Genomic DNA, 22,228 nt, shown 5'->3' on the forward strand with positions numbered 1-22,228 from the left:
TGTTTAAATAAAACCATGTTGTTTAATATGGGCGTTTATCTTAGTAGTGTAATTGATCCTTTAAAGGTTTTGCTTACCCCACTGTTAAAGGTTACATCAATATAGTAGACGTAAACACCTGTTGGCTGAGCCCTACCTCTATACGTACCATCCCATCCCTGTAATATGTTCTGAGATTCATAAATGAACTCGCCCCATTGGTTGTAGATACGCATCCTAAACTTGCCTATGTTATTTCCATAAGCTAAGAAGTAATCGTTCCTACCGTCGTTGTTAGGAGTAAACGTATTAGGAACATATAGCTCATCTTTAAACGGATCGTTAGTAGTAGCCGTTACTGCATTAGAGTTGGCACTGGTTTGACAAGCAGACGCTGCCTTAGCTCTCACAATAATGCTTACCGTTTGTCCTTGGGTTAGGCCAATTACCGTATAACTATTCGTGGTTACGGCTGTCCATGTGTTTCCTCCATCTATTGATATTTCGTAACCAGTAGCACCAGCAATAGCGTTCCAATTAAATTGGATACTGTTGGTGGTGATGGTTCCAACGCTTACTACAGGTGTTGCTAGTATTGGCAATACATTTACAACTACCGATGTTCTGGTACCACTTACACATCCTCCTGCAATACTCACTGCTTCTACATAGAAAGTAGTGGTGGTTGCCAAAGCAGAAGTGGTATAGCTATTACCCTCGTATAGAGAAGTACCACCAGTAGCCGTGGTATACCACTTATAGGTTACGGCCGCATCAGGATTATTTACTGTTAATACGGTAGTTGCACCTGCACAAATTTGACCATTGGCAGCAGTCACACTTGCTGGTGGATTTGGTGCAGAACCTACTTGTACATCTACCCTAGCTCTGCCAGGAGAAGTACAGCTACCCACACTTGCTTCTACATAATATACTGCATTAGCCAATAAAGTTGGCGTCGTAAATGTTGCGCCGCTACCCACCGAAGTACCGCCTGTAGGCAATGTGTACCAAGTGTAAGTTACCCCAGCAACTGGACTACTTACCGATAAGGTTGCTGTTCCACCACAAGTGGTTACATTAGCAGAAATTACTGTTGGTGTAACTGGCCTGTTGGTTACCGTTACGGTTACTTTTACTCTTGCTGATGCATTAGTACATCCAACCGTACCTACAGCTTGTACATAGTAATCTGTACTTGCATTTAAGATACCCGTAGTATAAGAAGTTCCAGTCCATAATAGTGTACCTGCCACTGCACTATTGTACCATTCGTAAATTACTCCAGTTTGAGGACTAGTTACCATAAGTGTTGTGGTACTGTTATTACAGATACTGGTTCCCGTAGCGTCTACTACTGGCGCTAAAGGTGCAGCAGTCACAACCACAGTAATACTTGCCACGCTTGAAGCATCATTTTCACATCTATTATCTCCTTTTACGGTTACATAATAGGTTTTGTTTGCACTTAGCTGTGGTGTAATAAAAGTTGGACCGACATGAGCTACGGTAGTCAACGCTGTATTTTCGTACCAAGTAAACACTGGGTTAGTTACCGTGGTGCTCGTCGCAGAAAGCGTAGTAGTACCATTTACACAGATATTGGTGTTTCCATTAAGCGTAACATCAGATGCTACCGCTCTTGGTTTAACTACCACAGTTACGGTACGAGCATCAGCTGCTGGACTTTCGCATCTATTATCACCTTTAACGGTTACATAATAAGTTTTAGTCGCATTTAGTGTAGGTGTACTGAAGGTTGCACCAACGTGAGCAACAACCGTAAGCGTTGCATTTTCGTACCAAGTAAATATTGGATTGGTTACCGTCGTCGTACTAGCAGTAAGGGTGACAGTGCCAGAACCGCATATTTCAGAAGGCGTCGAAATAGATAAGTCTGCCGCTGTTGCATATGGTTTAACCACCACACCTACTGTTTTGGCATCAGCTGGTAAGTTCTCACATTTATTATCGCCTCTTACCGTTACGTAATAAGTTTGACTAGCTACCAAAATTGGCGTAGTGAAGCTTGCACCAGTACCAGCTACTGTAGTTAAGGTGGCATCGCTATACCAGGTAAATACTGGATTGGTCACGGTAGTAGTGCTTGCCGTTAAGGTTACACTTCCAGGACCACAACGCTCTGTGGTTGGCGACACTGTTAAATCTGCGCCAGTAGATCTTGAGTTTACGGTTACAGTTACCGAACGCACATCTCCAGCTTGATTTTCACATCTATTGTCGCCTTTTACAGTTACGTAGTAAGTTTTGTCGGCAGTTAAATTGCCCGTTACCAAGGTTGTTCCAATAAATACCACATTTGTTAAAGCAGCATCATCGTACCAAGTAAATATCGGATTGGTTACTGTTGAACTTGTTGCTGTAAGTGAAGTACCGCTATTGATACAAACGCTAGTATTTCCGTTTACGGTAACATCTGTTGCCGTTGCAATTGGTTTTACAATTACAGTTACGCTTTTTGCTTGCGATGCCGGACTTTCGCATCTGTTATCACCTTTAACGGTTACATAAAAAGTTTGCGTTGAGGTCAAGTTAGGGCTATAGGTTGCACCCGTAAACACAGACGTAGTCAAGTTCGAATCGCTATACCAAGTAAATATCGGATTAATTACTGTACTACTGCTTGCAGTAAGGGCAACAGTTCCTGTTCCGCAAAGTTCTGTAGTTGGAGGAACCATTAAATCCGTAGCAGTAGCTGGTGGATTGATATTGATGGTCACTTGTTTAGCATCTAAAACGCCATTTTCACATTTGTTATCACCAGTTACCGTCACATAATAAGTAGTACTTGAGGTAAGCAAAGGTGTTGTAAACGTTGCTCCTGTATGTTCCAATACGGTCAAAGCAGCATTTGAATACCATTTAAATACGGGATTAGTTACCGTAGTACTGCTAGCAGTTAATGTTGCCGCGGTAGAGGCACATACGTTTGGACCGCCTGATACTTGAATATCTGAAGCCAATGCTCTTTCTCCTACAGTGATGGAAATTGAAGTGCGGTTTCCATTTGCACAAGAATTGCCGTTAACAGCCTCTACTAAGAAAGTATGAGTGCCTACAGGCAGATTTGCTGGAGTAGTATAGGTAGCACTATTTAAAGCTACCGCGATACCATTAGCGTACCAGTTATAAGTTACCCCAGCAACTTGATTTACACCCAAAGTTGCAGCAGTACCAAAACATACCGTGGTTGGATTACCAGCCAGTGGCGTAGGTGGCGCTGGTGTTGGCAATATGGTTACCTGAACTGGTGTACCAGCACTCTCGCAACCATTTACTACTGCCCTAACATTATAATTATAGGTACCAGCAACTAAGGTAGTTGGCGTAGCATAAGTATTGCCATCAGCTAGATAAGTATTGCCTAAATACCATCTGTAGGTGGTGCCCGATACTGGGTTTTTAACACTTAACAAAGCAGGGCTACCTTCACATGCATTTGCAGTAGCTGCGTCAACCTGTGGTGCTACCCCTACTCGTTGAACATAGTTAAGATCTACCGAAGTAAACGCACTCACCACGCCTGAGTTTAAGCGAAGTTCTACCCCATCAAACTGCTGAGCAGGTACAAAAGTTAAAGTAGCGGCACTACCATCGCTTAACAGTTCTAAATTAATTAAAGGATTATTGGCCACCATTGCATCATTGTTGCTGGTGCTACCATTGTAAGTCAACACACTGATTGATGGCAATACTGCTAGTGACAACAACTTGCTCGGTGAAGTAATTCTAACTCTTACGGTATCACCAATATTAGATAATGAAGTAAAGCCAACCCTGTGATAAACGTAAGCACCTAATGCACCTACTGGCATTACCAATGAAGAAGCACTTTCCGCATTGTTATCAACAGCTAAGCCTCTGTTAAATACACCTGCAAGTAAAGCAACTCCTGATACCCCAGCATCTACGTCTACCGTTGCCGAAACGCAAGGTACAGGACTATTTCCGTCCGCCGTTACCGTAACAGTAACTGGCACTTTAGCTGATTTACAACCTAATAGCACTTCAGCCTCTACATAGTAAGTATAAGTACCAACCGCCAATACAGGGGTTAAATAAGATGGACTATTAGCAGCTAAAGGCACTAAGTCTGCAGCATTAGCATACCAGTTGATGACTGCATTAGCAGTACTTGAAGTTGCCGATAATAATGCTCTTGAATTAGCTCTAATGGTTACATTAGGTGTATTCACAATTGGAGCATCTAAAGTACCTGCATTTACTTGCGCACTGGTCGGCGTTGATTGCTCTCCGCAGCTATTTTCTGCTCTTACGGTATAGGTGGTTAAACCCGTAACATTATTTACAGTAAATGTAGTGCCGCTTGCAATATTTGTGTTTGAACTATCATACCATTTGTAGGTAAGGCCAGCTATTGGATTTTTTACCTGTATTACTGCCGTACCGTTTAAACAGGTCGTGATATTGTCCGACAATAACTCTGGTGCTGCAGGTGCTGGCGTAATGGTCACATCTACCGCTGTTCTAGCGCTTTCGCAACCAGTACCCGAAGATGCTGTTACATAGAACTTGGTATTTGCAGTAATTGGCGTTAATGAAGTGAAGTTTACGCCACTAGCCTGATAGACACCTGCTTCATTGTACCACCTATAAGTTAAGCCTTTGTCTTGAACACTCAATACCGCATTTTGACCATTACAAACCTCAACATTTGCACTGGTAACAGTTGGAGCAGATACGACATGTTGCGCATAATTCACGTTAATTGAATTTAATGCGGCTACGATGCCTCCATTAATACGTACCTCTACTTGATTAAAAATTTGTGTGGGTACAAAAGTGAGTAATGCTTGAGAGCCACCACTTAAAAGTTCTAAATTAATGAGCGAGTTATTTAGATTGATGAGGTCATTGTTTGAAGTTCCGTTTCTCAAGGTAGATAGTTGTACAGAACCTAATAGGTTTAATGAAAGTAGGCGGCCTGGTGAGCTAATCAACACCCTAACGGTATCGCCAACGATACTTTCGCCAGGGAAGGTTAAACGTTGATAAACATATGCACCTAATGCGCCTACTGGCAATGATAACGTTGAGCCAGTCTGTGTATCATTATCTACGGCTAAACCAGGGTTTGAAACTCCAGCAAGTAGTGCCACACCGCTCACGCCATTTTCTTCAGCAATTGGCGATACACATGGAGTTGGTGTTGGCGTACCATTATTAACGGTAATGGTAATCATTACCCTTGATGGCGAAACACAGCCAGTTACATTTGATCTGGCTTCAACATAATAAGAGGTCGTTGCATTTAGTGGTGGGGTTACAAAAGTGGCTCCTGTATAAATAGGAGTTGCTGCCGTAGGCGATGCAAACCAGTTAAAGTCTACATTAGTTTCGCTTGAGCTAGCGGTAATAACTACAGTTTGACCAGCATTAATGGTAGAAACTGAAGCTTGTACTTGAGGCAAGATCGGACGAGGATTAACCGTAACTTGAACAGATCCTCTGCCTGAGCTGATACATCCTTGTTGGGTAGCCTCTACATAATAGGTTTTTGTTGCACTTACATTTGAAAGTGTATAAGTTGCCCCTGTGTGTACTTCTGTCCCTCCAGTTGAAACGTCATACCATCTATAGGTAATCGCTGGATTAGGATTCTCTACCGCCAAGGTCACTGGTGAGCCTTCGCAAGCAGTAATGGTTGGAACAGCAAAGGTAGGTACATCAAGCAATGGCACTACGTTTACCACTACTGGTATACGTTCTGCATTTGAACATCCATTTCTTGAAACTTCAATATAATAAGTGGTTGAAGCAGTAAGATTTGGTGTAGTATAAGAAGGAGTAGTTGCAAAAGCAGTTCCGCCAGTTGCAGCAGTAAACCAGGCAATTTGTGTATTGCCATTTGCTACGGCACTAATAGTAGCACTGTTATTGTAGCAAATAGTTTGACCATTACCTGTAATGGTTGGATTAGGATACACAATTTGTGCACCATAAATATCGAGGCTACTAAGAGCGGCAACAACTGCTTGAAAACGAACCTCTACTCTATCAAAATCAGCTCCTGCCGCAAATGTAGCCTCAAATCTATTTCCTCCTAGCAGTTGTAAATAAACTAGTGAGGAGTTTAGCTGAAGTGTTCTCACTACAGCATTATTTTTCATGATGTTTACTGTAATTCCACCCAGTACCGATAAATCTAGCAAACCTGTTGGCGTAGCTAAGTCTAAACGAATACTGTCAGTGGCTATTCCTCCTGTAGATGGAAAAATAAGTTGTTGGAACCCTGTAGCACCAACACCAACAGACAAGGTAATGCGGGTAAAGTTATTTTTATCAGCATCTACTGAATTGCCTGGATTGGCTACATTACAAAGTACACATAACAATCCTGTAGTACCGCTCACTTGCGCATTAGCGCTGATACAATCAGGACTAACACCTCCTGTGATTACGGTAACTACTACAGGAGTTCTTGCCGTACTAGCACAGCCTTGGGCACTTACTGCTTCTGCATAAAAAGTAGTGGTTACTGCCAAATTACCTGTAGTATACTCCTCACCAGTTGCTAAAGCTGTACCGCCAGTAGGCTGCGCATACCATCTAATGGTATCACCTGCATCAACCGATGCTTTAACGGTGGCGCTTTGGTTAGCATTAATGGTTTGGTTGTTAGTAAGGATAACAGCAGGATTAGGTACTGGATTTGCGGTTACATTCACCGCTGTACGAGCGCTTACTGCTGTACCTGAAACCGCTTCTACATAAAAAACTGTATTTGCGGTAATGCTACCTGTGGTAAAGCTGCCATTGTTATTGGTTGCTAATGGTGTGCTACCACTTGCACCGTACCAATTGTAAGTGACACCAGCCTGTGTATTAGTTACCGTTAGGGTGGCTGTTGTGCCGCTACAAACCGTAGTTGCAGCTACCAGAGGAGCACTTACATTTACTTTAATTTGGTAGTTGGTGGTTACTGTATTCGTAGCAGCATCGGTTACTTTAACAGAGAAAGTATAAGTACCACCCGTAGTTGGTGTGCCTGTTAACTCCCTTGTAGTGGTATTAAAGCTCAAGCCTGCGGGTAAATTCAAAGCTTCATACACATAAGGACCTGTACCACCACTCACAGCTGGCAATGTTTGCGTCGGATAAGCTGTGCCAACAGTCCCATCAGGCAAAGTTGCCGTAGCTAAGGTTAAAGCCCCGTTTACTTTTAAAGCATAAGTATTGGTTGCTTGTCTTCCTTCCGAATCAGTTACGGTTAAGGTAATGCTAAAATTACCTGCACCTGTTGGGGTTCCTGTTAATTCCCTAGTAGTTGGATTAAAGGACAACCCTGCTGGCACATTGGCAGCTACATAAGTATATGGTCCAACACCACCTGTGGCCGCAGGCAATGTCTCTGTAGCATAAACTACTCCCACTGTACCATCAACCAATGTTTTATTGGCAATAGACAATGGTGCAACTACCTTAACGGTATAGCTATTGCTTGCTGTTACACCTGCCCCGTCGGTCACCTGTACGTTTACAGTAAAAGTGCCCGTAGTCGTAGGAGTTCCAGTAATTTCTCTGGTTGTAGGATTAAAACTTAATCCTGGAGGCAAATTAGTAGCCACATAAGTATATGGCGTAGTACCTCCAGTTGCTGCAGGAATTAATTGAGTGGGATAACTTACCCCTACCGTACCATCAGCTAAAGAAGCATTTGGTAAAACCAATGCATTTTTAATGTTGATGGGATAATTCATACTCGCACTGTTACCATCAGCATCGCTAACATTAATGGTAACTACATATGGTCCAGCTATCGTAGGAGTTCCCGTGATTTCTCTAGTTGTAGGATTAAAACTTAATCCTGGAGGCAAGTTAACAGCCGTATAAGTATATGGCGTAGTACCTCCTGTAGCAGGCGGAATCACCTGTGTTGGATAACCTACTCCTACAGTACCATCTGGTAAGTTAACTGTCGTAAGTGTTAAGGTATTTGTAATTAAAAGCGTTTGTGCTGTGGTTACACTACAACCTTTGCTATCAGTTACGGTAACTGAAAAATTGTAAGTCCCAGCTTGGGTAGGTACCCCTCCTAACAATCCTGCGTTACTTAAAGTTAGTCCAGGCGGAAGCGTACTTCCAACAGCCAGCGTATAAGTATAGGTTGGTGTACCACCAGTTGCGGCCGTAAGTTGTTTGGTATAAGCCGTACCAACCGTGCCATTGGCAAATGTAGTTGCTGCAAAAATAATTTGAGGATTTACGGTTACCGTTACAGGAACCCTCACCGATTCGGTAGTACAGCCTATTTGTCTAGCGGCAACATAATAAATTTTATTGGCTACCAATTGTGGCGTAGTATAAGTTCCGTTGTAAGGAGTGGTTGCTAATGCAGTTCCTCCTTCCAAAGCCTCGTACCACAACAATTCATTGGTGGCTGCTGTGGTAGCACCCAAAACAGCAGTAGCATTATAGCAAATATTTAAACTGTTAGATAAGGGTGCAGTAAATGTTGGCCTTGGTGCCGAACGGGTAACTTCGTGAATATTTAAAGATTGCGTTAACGAAATATTTAATAATGCCGATAAGGTCACTTTAACCCTATCAAAAGATACATTAGGTGAAAAAGGGATCGTGACGGGCTGACCGCTATTTAACAAACCGAGTAAATCCAGATTGAGTAAGCCCGCGACACCTGTTCGAGTATAAACAAGCGTATTACCATTGTAAGCTTCCACCGTAATGTTACCCAATAAACCCACATTGGCAAGTGCCTGAGATACACTTAATCTAATGTTAAGTTCATCGCCCACCCTTGATGGGGAATTGAAATAAATGTTTTGACTGATGGTACCCGCAGCTGCGATAAGTCCCAAGCTAACGTTGGATGAGGTCGCAGGATCACCATCGATGGCATTCTGGATATTTGTTACGCCAGCACCGCCTAAACCAAGCAAGCTTAAAGTTGCTCCAGTACCTTCATAGTCGGTAGCAAAAGGAGGATCACAATTACCTGTACCCGAAACATAGAAAGCATTGAATACCCTAATTTCGTTAGGTGTACTCAGCAAAAGTGTATTGGTTACATCTTTAATGAACACACTACGGTATTCAACAGTTGGCGTAACAGCCAAATAGTAATTGGCTTGTGCATCACGCACCAATTTGATATTGGTGGTGGCAAACGCTGCGTTGCTAGATCCTGTAAGTACGGTGTTTCCATTTAAATCTCTAGCGCCTACTGTAAAAAAATGATCGCCAAGCAAGACATTTCCTAAAACACTAGCCAAACTGGATCCTAGATTACCACCAAGCAACGTGTTCAACAAGGTTTGGTCATAGCCAATTCGGATAAATGTAGTTCGGTTAGCGGGGACATTTTGCGCAAAAGTCAATTGCAGCTCGCCGCTATACCTGCCAATGCCCAATAGTGCGCCACCGTACGATTTTACCGAAGCGTAGTCATTGTTGTCTAGCGTGGCATTATCCTTACCATCCACTTGATTAGAAATGACAGACGCTTGATTTGCAAAAATCTTAGTTTGAGCATACGAAGCACTGGATAAAAGCGTTATTAGGTAGAAGTGCAAGAAAAAGACCAACCATTGAGCCCTTCTTGCTGACTGAGTAGAGGTTACTTCCATAAGCCTGGGGAGTTTTTGATATTGTTAATTCGAAAACAATATTAATGACGTATTACCCGTTTTAGGCTGTTCATTTTATTCATCTACTGTTCAGATAGATTTTATCGTTGTTCATTTTGTTCGTTTTTAAAAAATCAAAACAGTACATTTTTAAGCGTGTTATAGCATGTTTTAGGGACAGTAATGAAGATAGTCATGACACCAGCTATACTGATGTTTGTTCAATTTTTTTCGATAAAGAGAAATCCCATTTATTTTTTTATTATTTTAGTGAATACTATAAAATAAAGCTCTCTCATGCCTCAAACCATCATCTTAGATAAAATCAGGCGACTAATTTTATTAAAAACTGGCATAAAAACGATCAGTCCCTCCGACTGTCGTTCAATTTCATCATTAATACAAAAGGAAACCCAAAAAAACATTAGCGAAACCACATTAAAGCGACTATTTGGCTTCGCAGAAGTAAAAAATAAATTTTCTAAATACACCATCAACGCCCTGCTAGAGTACATCGAAAAAAATGGGAATTATACGCTGATGGAAAGAGAACTCCTGCATCAAACAGGGATTAGCGAAAAGTTTTCAAGTATACAATCCAACGCTACAGACATTAGCCTTAACACCTTAAAAGCTATTAAAAGCAGAAGTACGGTGCCCTACCACTATACTTCTCCTAGGTTCTTCGCTCGGTTAGATTTCGAATATTTTTATGATAGCCATTACAGCTTTACTGCGTTTGTATCACAAGCGGGATATGGAAAAAGCATTTTATTAAGCCATCTTGTTCAAAGCTTATTTTTAGATCAAAATGCAAAATATAGCAAGGACACTATCCTATTTGTAAGTGCCAGAGATATTTTTGACGATCAAAATGAATATTCTAATGTTGAAAATAGGATTAAGGCTAAGATTGGCTTAAATACTCGCACCAATTTGATCACCTATTTTAAGGAAAGGCATGAAAAATCGGGCAGTAAATTAGTGATTGTGATTGACGGCTTTTCTGATTTGGTGACCAATAAAGTTTCCAAGCCCATCATTTTTGATAAATTAATCAACCTTATATCCTTTGTTGAAGATGAAAGTTCTATTAAAATTGTCTTCGCCATGCGTTCTACCATGTGGAGCAGGTTTTACGACCAAATCAAAAACATGTCGTTTGTTAAACGAAAGTGGTTTCCTGGCACCTACTTCAGTCTCAAACATCAATCAAACATCCCACCTTTGGCTACCGAAGAAGTGGAAGAAATTTTGAAGAAAATAGATCCTAATCGCTCCAAGGAAATTGATGCTTCATTTAAGGCCAAGCTCAAATACCCATTTTACATCCAATGGTACTATTTGCTTAAAGAAGAATTTCCAAACTTCGATTTTTTCACCAATATCCTTTCCTTTGAAATTGTAGATCGGTTCATTCATGAAAAAATCTACAATGCTTCCTATGCCACAGAAAAAGTACTTTTCTGTAAAAAGCTGATCCAGTTAAGTGATTATGGAAAAGGCCAGCAAGCCGTTCAAAAATCCTTGTTTATTGCTGATCTCTCCAATTTTAAAAATGCCTATATGGAGCTACTTGCTGAAGGTATATTAATGGAAGAGAAACAGCAAGAGGATGGTTTTGTCGTTGATTTGGTAAGGTTCGTTCACCCTCATGTTTTTGAGTACTTTCTTTTCGTTGAGCTTCTACATACAGCTAATAACCAAATGAATGCTTCTTTTTTTGAAGCCGTAAACGACCAGTATGCAGGAAAAGCCACCAAGTTTCAAATTTTACAATGGTCGGCCAGGCTTTTGATTATCAAAGGAGAGTTTAATGCCTTAAATAGTTTGCTAAAGCTTAATTTAAGCAATTATGAAAAAACCTATTTGATCTATTTCATTGCCGAAAATTTAAATTACAGACAGCGTAAGCAACCTTTACTATCAGCTTATTTAGAGGAAGAAGAACTACATCAAATGATGATGGAAAACATTATTCATTTTGATTTCGCAGATTCATGTTATAAGGATGCTGTTTCTTCATTGTTAAGTATTTCGCGTAACGATAAATATTCCTACATCTATCAGGTAATCTTAGCTATTTATGATTGTTTTAGCTTCGACAAGGAACAGCTTAAACAACGCATTAGAACGATGCAAAGCCTATCTTTTAAGGGAGAAGACTTTGTGATTAACCCGCTAGATATTTTAAAAAGCATTTATGCTGCTTTAGCTGGGGAATGCTACAAAAATGACGTCTTAAATGCAGAAATAGAAGCTTTTAAACAGGGAAATAAGATATCTGGTTCCAATGCTGAAACTATTCCCGACTTTAAGGAAATGCTTTCGTTTATCCTATTAAGATTACATAATAGCTTTATTGGAAACCGTGGTGAGGCTGTTCGATTACTGAACGCCATGGTTTGCTATTTTCCAAAAATGATGTTTTCTGACAGCATTGCTTCGGCCTATTTGTTTAGCATGATGGCTTTTATACGAGCCTCAGCTCATTTAGAAAATGAACAAAAGGGTTTAACGGAAAAAATAAGTGTTAAGATTTTCCATATTCACTCCATAGGCAATTCTACGCCTTATATTCAAACGATTTATTTATCCTCAAAAGCTTATGAAGCGAAGAACAGCAGAGATTATAATACGGCCATTATTTGTGCCGAAAAATGCCTAGAGACTTATAAACGCAATCACCTATCTCTTCACCAAACTTTGATGTACAATTTATTGATTGATATTTACGAGGAAATGGATAATTACGAAAAGAAGAATGAGTATATGCATCAGAAGCTGAGCTTAATAGACCAGAAAAAGGTAGATGCTTCCATTTTTCATAACATCAAATGATGGACTTACACGGTAGGGAGAACCAAAAAGTACTGCCCTTACCCAATTCACTTTCTACCCAAATACTACCTTCATGACGTGAAATAATCTCGTGTGAAAGGTAAAGTCCAATGCCCAAACCAGAAATATTAGGAGTGGCTTCTTCTATTCGATAAAAACGGGAAAACAGGTTATTGATTTTATCTTCGGCGATGCCTAAACCATTATCTATCACGCCTACTAATGCTTTATCCAATTGCTTTATGATCTTCACTTCAACTTTATCGGCTCCTGGCGAATATTTAATAGCATTACTCAACAAGTTAATCACCACTTGTTCTATCCGTTGGCTATCACCATCGACCATGCAGGTTTCTGGCGTTTCGACTAGGGTAACTTCGTATGATTCGGTAGAGTTTCTGATTAAATCAATGGCTTCTTCCACCACCTCTTTTAAGTCAAACTTAACAACTGTTAGCTTCAGTTTTCCCGCTTCTATTTTGGATACATCCAAAAGGTCGTTTACCAAAGCCGTTAATTTTCTAACCTGCATAGAGGCTTTTCCGAGAAACTTCTGCGCGCTTAAATCCTTCACCAAACGATTAAGGATTTGAAGATATCCATTGATACTTGCCAATGGCGTTTTCAGCTCGTGGCTGGCTAAACCAATAAACTCATCTTTTTTATCGTTAAGCTCCCTTACTTTTTCATAAAGCATGGCGTTATCAATACCAATAGCCGCTTGCGCAGCAATGGCTAAAACAAGACTTTCGTGTTCGGCCGTAAACACCGCTGCCTCTGGATGCCCAAAAAACAAACCACCAATTACCCTTCCCGATCTAGAAATTACAGGTACGGCTAAATAACTGACTACTGGCAAATGTCCCTCAGGCATTCCTTGATGTGGGTGATTTTTACCATAACGAGCATCTTTGGTCACATCATCGAGCCTTACTACACCCTCACCCGAAAAAGTAGGATGAAAAAGCGGGGTATTTCTCGGCATTCCAAACTTCTCAAAGGATTCCTTAGATGCGCCAGAAAGTGTGTAGAGCATATAAGAATTCCCATGCTCGTCGGTTTTGTTATAAAAGAATGCACCAAATTTAGCCCCAGTTAATTTCGTAGTGGCATCCGTTACTTTTTGTAAGATATTGTTCAGGTCCAGTTCTTCCGAAATGGCCTCGCTAATCATATTCAACACTTCTAAACGCTGAGTATAACGCCTACTTACCTCTTTCACTTCTATTTCGGCACTGATATCTCTCGCTATCTTAGAAGCTCCGATCACGTTTCCTTTTTCATCAACAATGGGCGAAACGGTGATGGATAAAAACACTTCTTTACCATTCTTAGCTTTCCTTACCGTATCAAAATGATCAACTTTTTTACCTTCTTTTATTCTTGAGATGATGAAAGCTTCTTCAGGTAGTCTGTTTTTTGGAATAATTAGCGAAATGTGCTGTCCAATGGCTTCTTCAGAAGTATAGCCAAACATCCGTTCTGCAGAGGCGTTCCAACTGATAATGGTGCCATCCAATTGTTTACTGATAATGATATCATCAGAAGAATCAACAATGGCAGCTAGTCTGGCCTGCTTTTCAAATACAATACGAGATCTTAATTCGGCATATTTCTGTTGAGTCACATCCAATACTGAGCCTATAAGGCGGGAATCTTTGTTTTGCTCATCGTGATATACCTTGCCCTTTGCCCTAATCCATCTTAATTTATCATCGTCAGCACCTAAAGTTCTGTAAATTACGTCATACTCGCCGTTACCTTCATTTTTATAAATTACTTCGTCTAGCGCAGCTAATACCCTATCCCGATCTTCTAAGTGTAAACCTTGTACAAAATCTCTTTCATAATCTATCGGACGATCATCCTTAACACCGAACAACTCGCGGCAACGGGCATCCCACTCTAACTTTCCAGTCACTAGGTTCATATCAAACGTACCTAACTCAGCAGCCTCTTTTGCTAAACTTACTTGTTTATATAAGCGTTCCAATTCCCTACGAGCACTTACTTGTGGGGTAACATCTACGGAAATAGCTAAAATCCCAAGCACTTCGCCATCACCACCTCTATAAGGCTGACAAACAAAATTCTGGTATATGTTTTCGGAATTGCCATGACGTTGTATTTTTAAGGGACGTTCTACCGCATAATAAGGTTCGCCAGAAAGGTAAACCTTCAAAATAGCCACTTCAAGTTCAGGATCTTTAGCTTCTGGTAGTACTTCAAAAACAGGTTGTCCCATCACCTCTTCTTCGGTTTTACCCCAAATGTTTAGCATGGCAGCATTGGCTGTTGCAATTTTAAATAAGGGACCTAGAAATAAACACATGGCTACTGGTGCCTGCAAAATCATGTTTTTAAAGTTCCTCTCGCTAATTTCTATTTGTTGCTTGGCAATTACCAAATCGGTAACGTCTGCAGCAGTATTCATAATGCCATAAACGCTTCCTTTTTCATCATATAAAGGCGTGAAACTGTAATTGAAATAAAAGGTAGTGAGTTTACCATGCATGGTGAGGTCTACCCTTTGGTTGCGAGCATGAAAGGCCCTTCCCGTACTAAATACCGCGTCTAACTGCGAGTAAATTGATTGTTCTTCAAGTTCTGGCAGGACCTCACGATAAGTTTTGCCAACCACATCAGATCCTTTACCCCAAACTTCAATAATGGCTCGGTTAGCCTGCACAATTCTCATCTCCCTTCCTACATATACACCAATAGGAAAAGGTGCACTGGCTACTATTTGGTGTAGCAAGTGTGCTGAAGATAAATCAGCTTTTACATTAATCGATTGATATTGGTAATCGCAAATGCCTAAAATACCGCTAATGTTGCCAGTAAAATCTCTAATAGGACTTAAATTGGCATTGAGCTGTTTTAAATAAGTGGTCTCTCCCTGAAAAACAATCTCCAGATCGGCTTTTAAACTCGGCCATTTTATTAAACAAGATTCTCCAATTCGCGGTATTTCTGCGGCGCCCGCCGTGCTTTTAAAGGCATCGTTACAAAAAAACAGATGGCTATTTCCCCAGCAAACAAACGTTGGGCTACCATTAGCCAAAATTAAGCTTAATGATTGCTTTAATCCTTGTGGCCAAATACTTGGATGCCCCAATTCGGATTGTGTCCAATCATTAGCCATGATAAAATTAGCCGTAATACCACCTCCTTGGAGAAAAGCAAGTTCAGCGGAGTATACAGGCGAATTTGGCATAAGTTTTTTTTTACAACAACAATAAGGAAGCTTAAGTGTTCAAAAAGAATTATTTTAGGTGTAGCAGTTCATTTGTTAGTGCTAACAAATCATCAAACTCAAAGGGCTTAGCTAAAAAACGGTCAGCACCTGCCCTGGCAGCAATTTCTTTTACATCATTGTTTGCTGACACATAAATTACTGGAATGTTTTTTAAATCTGCGTGACTTTTCAACTGCTGAACGGCAAATTCACCTCCTGTACTCGGAATCCAATTATCCATCAGTATCAAATCAGGTGATATCGCATTAACTTTTTCAACTACCTGATCGCAGTTCTGAAAAGTTTGTACCTCGAACCCTTCATCTTCAAACAGAAAACGAAAAATATTCAGTAAATCTTGATCATCATCAAATACTGCTATTAATTTGGAATTCTTTTCCATGTCATTTAGATTAACTCAAATAAAGTAATTTTATCTCTTAAAAACAATGGAAAAGGTGTAAATCGAAAGCCACAGATACACAGATTTATCTCGATACGATGCTAATGTGGTTAGATTTCTCCTCCTTCGATCGTCGAAATGACGGATAAGGCGTATCATTTGTTCAGCAATTAGCTTAGCGCTCTACCAGTTCTTTAACCGTATCGCCATAATGGTCAACATGTTCGCCTTGCATTTTTAACAATTTACTCCATCTTGTAAAAGTATTCACAAATACAATGAGCATTAATACCATTGCCAAGGCCGCCAATGAAGCCAATAAGTATTGTTGTTTAGGCAAGTATACATTTACAACCTGCTCGTAACCAGCCCAAAAAGTAATCACTGCCATAAAAACCCCTGGAATGGCCGAGCATAGGGCGTATTTTTTACGGTTCATACGAATGAGCATGGTAGTACAAACAATTAAACCACAGGCGGCCAGTAATTGATTACTGATGCCAAAGAGTGGCCAAATACTACTTACGTTACCCGTATAGACCAAATATCCCCAAGAAAAAGTAAAGATCAAGCTACTGATGATGATTCCTGGCATCCAATTTTTGTCGTTAAACTTAGGGATCACACTGCCCAACATCTCTTGTAGGAAAAAACGCCCTACCCTAGTACCTGCATCAATGGCGGTAAGGATAAATACAGCTTCAAACATAATGGCAAAATTGTACCAATAGGCCATCACATCGTCCATAAAAGGAATTTTGTTGAAGATATGCGCCATCCCAACGGCTAACGATACCGCTCCGCCAGTACGTCCGTACAAGTCTACCCCTATTTTTTCACTAAAATGAGCGAGATCTACAGGGTGCAGGTTTGGGTTTTGCGCAATAAACGAATCATAAAGTTCTTTTGGGGTGTTGATTGCAAAGTAATCGCCAGGTACCAAGGTACAAGCAGCAATTAAGGCCATTAAGGCAACAAAACCTTCTACGAGCATGGCACCATAGCCCACAAAAAGGATTTCTTTTTCATTGTTCAACATTTTAGGCGTGGTTCCTGTGGCAATTACCGCATGGAAACCAGAGATGGCTCCGCAGGCAATCACGATAAAAATAAAGGGCAATACAGGACCGCCGATAATTGGGCCGCCACCTTTTACGAAATCAGTAATGGCGGGCATTTGCAAAGTGGGATGCACAAAGATGACTCCAACAGCCAACATTAAAATAGTTCCAATTTTTAAATATGTAGATAGATAATCTCTAGGTACCAATAACAACCATACGGGTAATACCGAGGCCAAAAATCCGTAAACGGTGATGGATATAGAGATGGTTTTAATGTTCCAATGGAAAATATCGCTGATTTCTTTGATTTGCATGAGGTTATGCCCACCAATGATACTTGCAATTAATAATACTCCACCAATGATACTGGCCATTGTCACGCTGTTTTTGCGATAACGCATAATAAGCCCCATAATTACGGCAATGGGCATGGTGGCAATAACGGTGAATAGAGACCAAGAGGCTTCATGCATGGCACTGATACAAGCCAAAGACAATCCCGCCAGTGTTAAAATAAGAATGAACAAAATGGCAAAACCAGCAATTACCCCAGTGCCTTTACCGATCTCTTTACTGGCAATACTGGCCAAACTTTGTCCTTTATGACGCACGGATGCAAATAAGACGACCATGTCGTGCACTCCCCCACCGAGCACACAACCAATCAAGATCCATAAAGTTCCTGGCAAATAGCCAAATTGTGCTGCCAATACTGGACCTACCAATGGACCTGCCGCGGCAATGGCTGCAAAGTGATGACCAAATAGCACATTCTTATTGGTTGCTACATAATCTTTACCATCGGCAAACTCAATAGCGGGCGTAACATGGTTGGCATTAAGCTTTAGCACCTTGTTGGCCATAAAAATACCGTAGAAACGATAAGCAATAGCAAAAACCAACAGGGCAACAAAAACCAAAGTGAGCGCATTTACGCCGTTCAAAAATTCCATAAACGTATTTTATTTTGATTTGATTTTAAAAACAGTGGGGTTACTGCTTATTGACTAATAACATCCAATAAACGAAGGTAATGATTAGATATTAAAAATTATTAATTTCTTAACAAGAATAAATGAATTTTATTTACAACAACAAACAAGTTACTGTTTTAAAGAAGTTTAACACATTAAAAAATCACCATAGAGATGTAAAAGCGAAGTTGATCGCTCTAAAAGACTTGCGAAGTTTAACTTCAGTTGTTTGTTATTTTTAAATGTTAAGTTGAGGGCTTCGCCGTTTAAAAACTTCGTAAGTCTACCACTACAATCGACAGACCAATATACAGAAGTTCTACAATAACAATTTAAATTAGGTGCAGATATCCCTAATTTACAGCAGGGTTGATTTAAGAATTGGATAATATGAGGATTGGTAAATTTAATAATGACTAAACAATTAAGGGAATCCAACCTACAAAAGGCAACTACTGCCTACTTTTAGTTAAAAATACACCATAAAATGACGTCATGCTACCCTGCATTAAGCTAAAAACCTCCAGGAAATGACGTCATGCTACCCTGCATCGAGCTAAAAACCACCAGGAAATGATGCCATGCTACCCTGCATTGAGCTAAAAACCGTCAGGAAATGATGCCATGCTACCCTGCATTGAGCTAAAAACTGCCAGGAAATGATGCCATGCTACCCTACAAAAGATAAAATCTATCCAACACAAAGTAAGAAACGCTCGTTTAAAATGAAGAAACGATGAAAGCACTAACTAAATCGTATTGTTCTTAGCTAGACAAGCCCAGCAACAAAGATTGTTTGAGCAAATCATCACTAACTTAATCATAAAGATTTACGAAGTTAAATAACAAACCTCGTAGGTTTTAACTAAAAGAATATCGTCTAATATTGATTAAACGCCACTGATGCTAAAGGCTTACGAAGTTTTTAGCGAGCAAGCCCATACAATACGCAAAACCATAGGCTTTAGCTAAAGGATAACAATTAAGTGTTATCCAGACAGCCATTTATTTAGCAAATGGCACTACCGTTTGTTTAGCTACACCTAAACCATCGGCTCCGAGTTCTACCACATCGCCAGCTTTTAAATAAATAGGAGGTTTAAAGCCTAAGCCTACCCCTGCAGGAGTACCTGTAGAAATCACGTCACCAGGCAGTAAAGTCATGAACTTAGAAACATAGGCAATTAACTGTGGTACAGAAAAGATGAGGTTTTTAGTGTTACCGTTTTGATACATGGTACCGTTTACGGATAGCCACAAGCCCACGTTGCTGATATCAGGCATTTCCTCTTTAGTGACTAAATAAGGTCCCATAGGTGCAAAAGTGTCACAGCCTTTACCCTTATCCCAAGTACCGCCTCGTTCCAGCTGAAACTCACGTTCCGACACATCATTGATCAACACATAGCCAGCCACGTGATCAAGCGCTTCCGCTTCTTCTATATATCGTGCGGTTTTGCCAATCACTACACCAAACTCTACTTCCCAATCTGTTTTTTCCGAATCTTTGGGAAGCATAATGTCATCAAATGGACCTACTATAGAAGTGGTTGATTTAAAAAAGATGATGGGTTCAGCTGGAATGGCCGCACCAGTTTCGTTAGCATGATCTAAATAGTTTAAGCCAATGCACACTATTTTAGAGGGGCGTGCAATGGGTGCTCCTATCCTACTGTTTGCAGGAATTTCTTTCAGCTCGCTTTGGTGTTCGTTGATGAAGGCCTTTAGCTTTTCAATGCCATCGCCTCCAAAAAACTGTTCGTTGTAATCACCACCAAAAGCAGATAAATCGTAATACTTGGCCTCTATTTGAACGCCTATTTTCTCTTGTCCTAAGTTTCCGTAGCGGATTAATTTCATGTGTTGTGGATATAATGCAGGGTTACTCCTGCGCATGCTCTATTAATGGATTATTCGTTATATTTTTAAAAAAACTTTTGCGCCTCCATTGAGTCTACTCTGATAGGCAGCATCAATAAACTTGCAGATAGCCAATGTTTCTGTGGAAGCTACAGGTGTTTCACCTGTTTCAAAAAAGGAAATGATGCGTTGCAACAACGGCGCATAACCTTGATATGCACCCAAGGTGATGATCTTCTCGTCTGTAAAAACCGTTCCACCGAAGCCATCCACCCCTTTTCTAGTTCCTCTTAGGGTGGCTATTCTATTTCCAGACCACTCGGCTACATAAAAATCTGCATCGGTAGTATGTTGTGTTTGCACACTGATACAGTCAGTACCCATGATGGTAAAAAGCATTTCTACACCATGAATGCCATACCAGTATAAATCTTTGTGTGAAGGCTCGGTATGTGCTGGGCTATATATTTCAGCACCCAACACCTTTGTTCTGTCGATGTTATCGATGCCGGGGATATAGCGCAGGGCACTTGACGAAAAAACGGGTGTTCGATATTTCTCGGCCAATTGAAAGATCTTTAAAGCTTCTTCGTAGCTATTGGCAATGGGTTTATCAATAAATAAAGGCTTTTTGGCTTTTAAGATAAGTTCTGCTTGTTCCAAATGCTTATTGCCATCGTTGGTTTCCAGCAGTACCACATCTACCTTTTTCAGCAATGCGGGAATACTGTCGACCACTTCTACCCCTAGTTTTTTAATTTCTTCGGTAAAGGTGGGAATGCGCTTGGCATTTAACGGAATGCTTGGACTTCCCATGGGATAAGCAGCCACCACTTGATAACCTTTGTAGGTGCCATTAGCCAAATTGGCATTCAGCTCGTTGGTAAAAGCAATGGCATGCGAAGAGTCTAAACCTACAATGCCGATACGTTTGCCTTTAAAGGCAGCAGCCATCAATTGATTATTGACCAACAGCGACATGGCTGCTAAACTACCCATGGTGACAAAATCTTTTCTATTCATTATTTCCTCCCAAAAAGGTTAAAGCGCTCAAGGCCATGGCCTGCATTGCATTTAAAAATGCTTGTTCATCTAAATCAAATTTAGCGTTATGTAATCCGTATTGTAAACGTTGTTGTTCATTTTTAATCCCCACCAAAAAGAAAAGGGCGGGATAACAGTGCGAATAGTAAGCGAAATCTTCGGCAGCCATCCATTGCGGTATTTCTTGCACGCTCTCGCTGCCTAAATACTGTGCCATTTGTTCTTTAAACCAAATAGACAGAGCTTCATTATTCAATAATACGGGATAGCCATTTCTAATTTCTAGCTCGGCTTGTGCACCCAGCATTTGCGTACTCTGCTTTACCATCAGCTTAAGGTGTTGCAGGGCTTCGGCACGCCAGTTTTCGTCCATGGTGCGGAAAGTACCTTCCAAACTTACCTCTTCAGGAATAACGTTGGCTGCACCATTGCCAATAATTTTACCAAAAGTTAGTACGCTTGGTATTGATGGATTGGCTTTTCGGCTTACTATATGCTGTAATGACGACAAAACTTGTACTGCCACCATAATGGGATCAATGGCTCGATGTGGTTCGGCTGCATGCCCACCTTTGCCTTTAATCTTCAAATAGATTTCGTCGCTGGAAGCCATAAAACGTCCAGCACAAACGCCAATTTGTCCTGTTTTTAGTTGCGGACTTACATGCAAACCCAATACTGCTGCAATATTGTGATTACCCAATCGGTCTAAAATACCGCTATCGATAATCCCCTTCGCTCCTCCTGGAATACGTTCTTCGGCGGGCTGAAATAACAATAATACTTTTCCCGAAAATTCATGCGCCAAGCTTTTAAGGATATGCGCCACTCCCAATAAGTTCGCGGTATGGAAATCATGTCCACAGGCATGCATCACCCCTTCTGTTTGAGATGAAAAATCGAGCTTGTTCTCTTCTTTGATGGGCAAGGCATCCATATCTGCTCTTAACACTATCGTTTTGGTGCTTTCGCCAGCCTTTCCTTCTATCCATGCCACAATGCCTGTAGTTAATACCTCCTCAAAATCAATCCCCATCAACTGAAGTTGTGATTTGATATAAGCCGAGGTTTGGTATTCTTCAAAAGAAAGTTCGGGGTTTTGGTGCAGATGCCTGCGATAGGCCACTACCTGAGGATAGAGCTGTTGCGTTTTTTCTGTCACCTTTGCCAAAAGAGCTGCCTTTTCCATATTCCTC

8 protein-coding genes are annotated in these 22,228 nt (G+C 40.7%); 1 reads left to right on the forward strand and 7 read right to left on the reverse strand.

The genetic code is table 11. The features are described 5' to 3' along the window. Positions 1-35 precede the first annotated feature (35 nt). The gene (locus tag DUT70_RS05485; RefSeq protein WP_113646248.1) at positions 36-9,608 is read right to left on the reverse strand and encodes an Ig-like domain-containing protein; all 9,573 of its coding nucleotides are present in this window, start codon (positions 9,606-9,608) and stop codon (positions 36-38) included. Between the two features lie 297 nt (positions 9,609-9,905). On the opposite strand from DUT70_RS05485, the gene DUT70_RS05490 reads away from it, so the two are divergent. After that, a complete protein-coding gene (locus DUT70_RS05490; protein WP_113646249.1) occupies positions 9,906-12,449 on the forward strand; it encodes an NACHT domain-containing protein in 2,544 nt (847 codons plus the stop codon). Here DUT70_RS05490 and DUT70_RS05495 read toward each other — a convergent pair. The 6 genes from DUT70_RS05495 to DUT70_RS05520 all read right to left on the reverse strand — a co-directional run bounded on the left by DUT70_RS05495 (position 12,442) and on the right by DUT70_RS05520 (position 22,221). Beyond that, on the reverse strand, positions 12,442-15,666 hold the full coding sequence (locus DUT70_RS05495; RefSeq protein ID WP_113646250.1) for a PAS domain S-box protein: 3,225 nt from the start codon (positions 15,664-15,666) through the stop codon (positions 12,442-12,444). The two genes, DUT70_RS05490 and DUT70_RS05495, sit on opposite strands and share 8 nt — an antisense overlap. Positions 15,667-15,715: 49 nt before the next feature. Continuing rightward, a complete protein-coding gene (locus DUT70_RS05500) occupies positions 15,716-16,090 on the reverse strand; it encodes a response regulator (RefSeq protein WP_113646251.1) in 375 nt (124 codons plus the stop codon). Positions 16,091-16,265: 175 nt separating this feature from the next. After that, complete coding sequence (locus DUT70_RS05505) at positions 16,266-18,107, reverse strand: carbon starvation CstA family protein (protein WP_113646252.1); 1,842 nt, start codon at positions 18,105-18,107, stop codon at positions 16,266-16,268. Between the two features lie 1,026 nt (positions 18,108-19,133). Beyond that, a complete protein-coding gene (locus DUT70_RS05510; RefSeq protein ID WP_113646589.1) occupies positions 19,134-19,988 on the reverse strand; it encodes a fumarylacetoacetate hydrolase family protein in 855 nt (284 codons plus the stop codon). Between the two features lie 57 nt (positions 19,989-20,045). Then, the gene (locus DUT70_RS05515; RefSeq protein WP_113646253.1) at positions 20,046-21,011 is read right to left on the reverse strand and encodes a Gfo/Idh/MocA family protein; all 966 of its coding nucleotides are present in this window, start codon (positions 21,009-21,011) and stop codon (positions 20,046-20,048) included. Continuing rightward, a complete protein-coding gene (locus DUT70_RS05520; RefSeq protein ID WP_113646254.1) occupies positions 21,004-22,221 on the reverse strand; it encodes a M20 metallopeptidase family protein in 1,218 nt (405 codons plus the stop codon). The genes DUT70_RS05515 and DUT70_RS05520 overlap by 8 nt, the downstream gene beginning before the upstream one ends. Positions 22,222-22,228 lie beyond the last annotated feature (7 nt).

The organism is Pedobacter chitinilyticus (genome assembly GCF_003313385.1).
GTDB lineage: Bacteria > Bacteroidota > Bacteroidia > Sphingobacteriales > Sphingobacteriaceae > Pedobacter > Pedobacter chitinilyticus.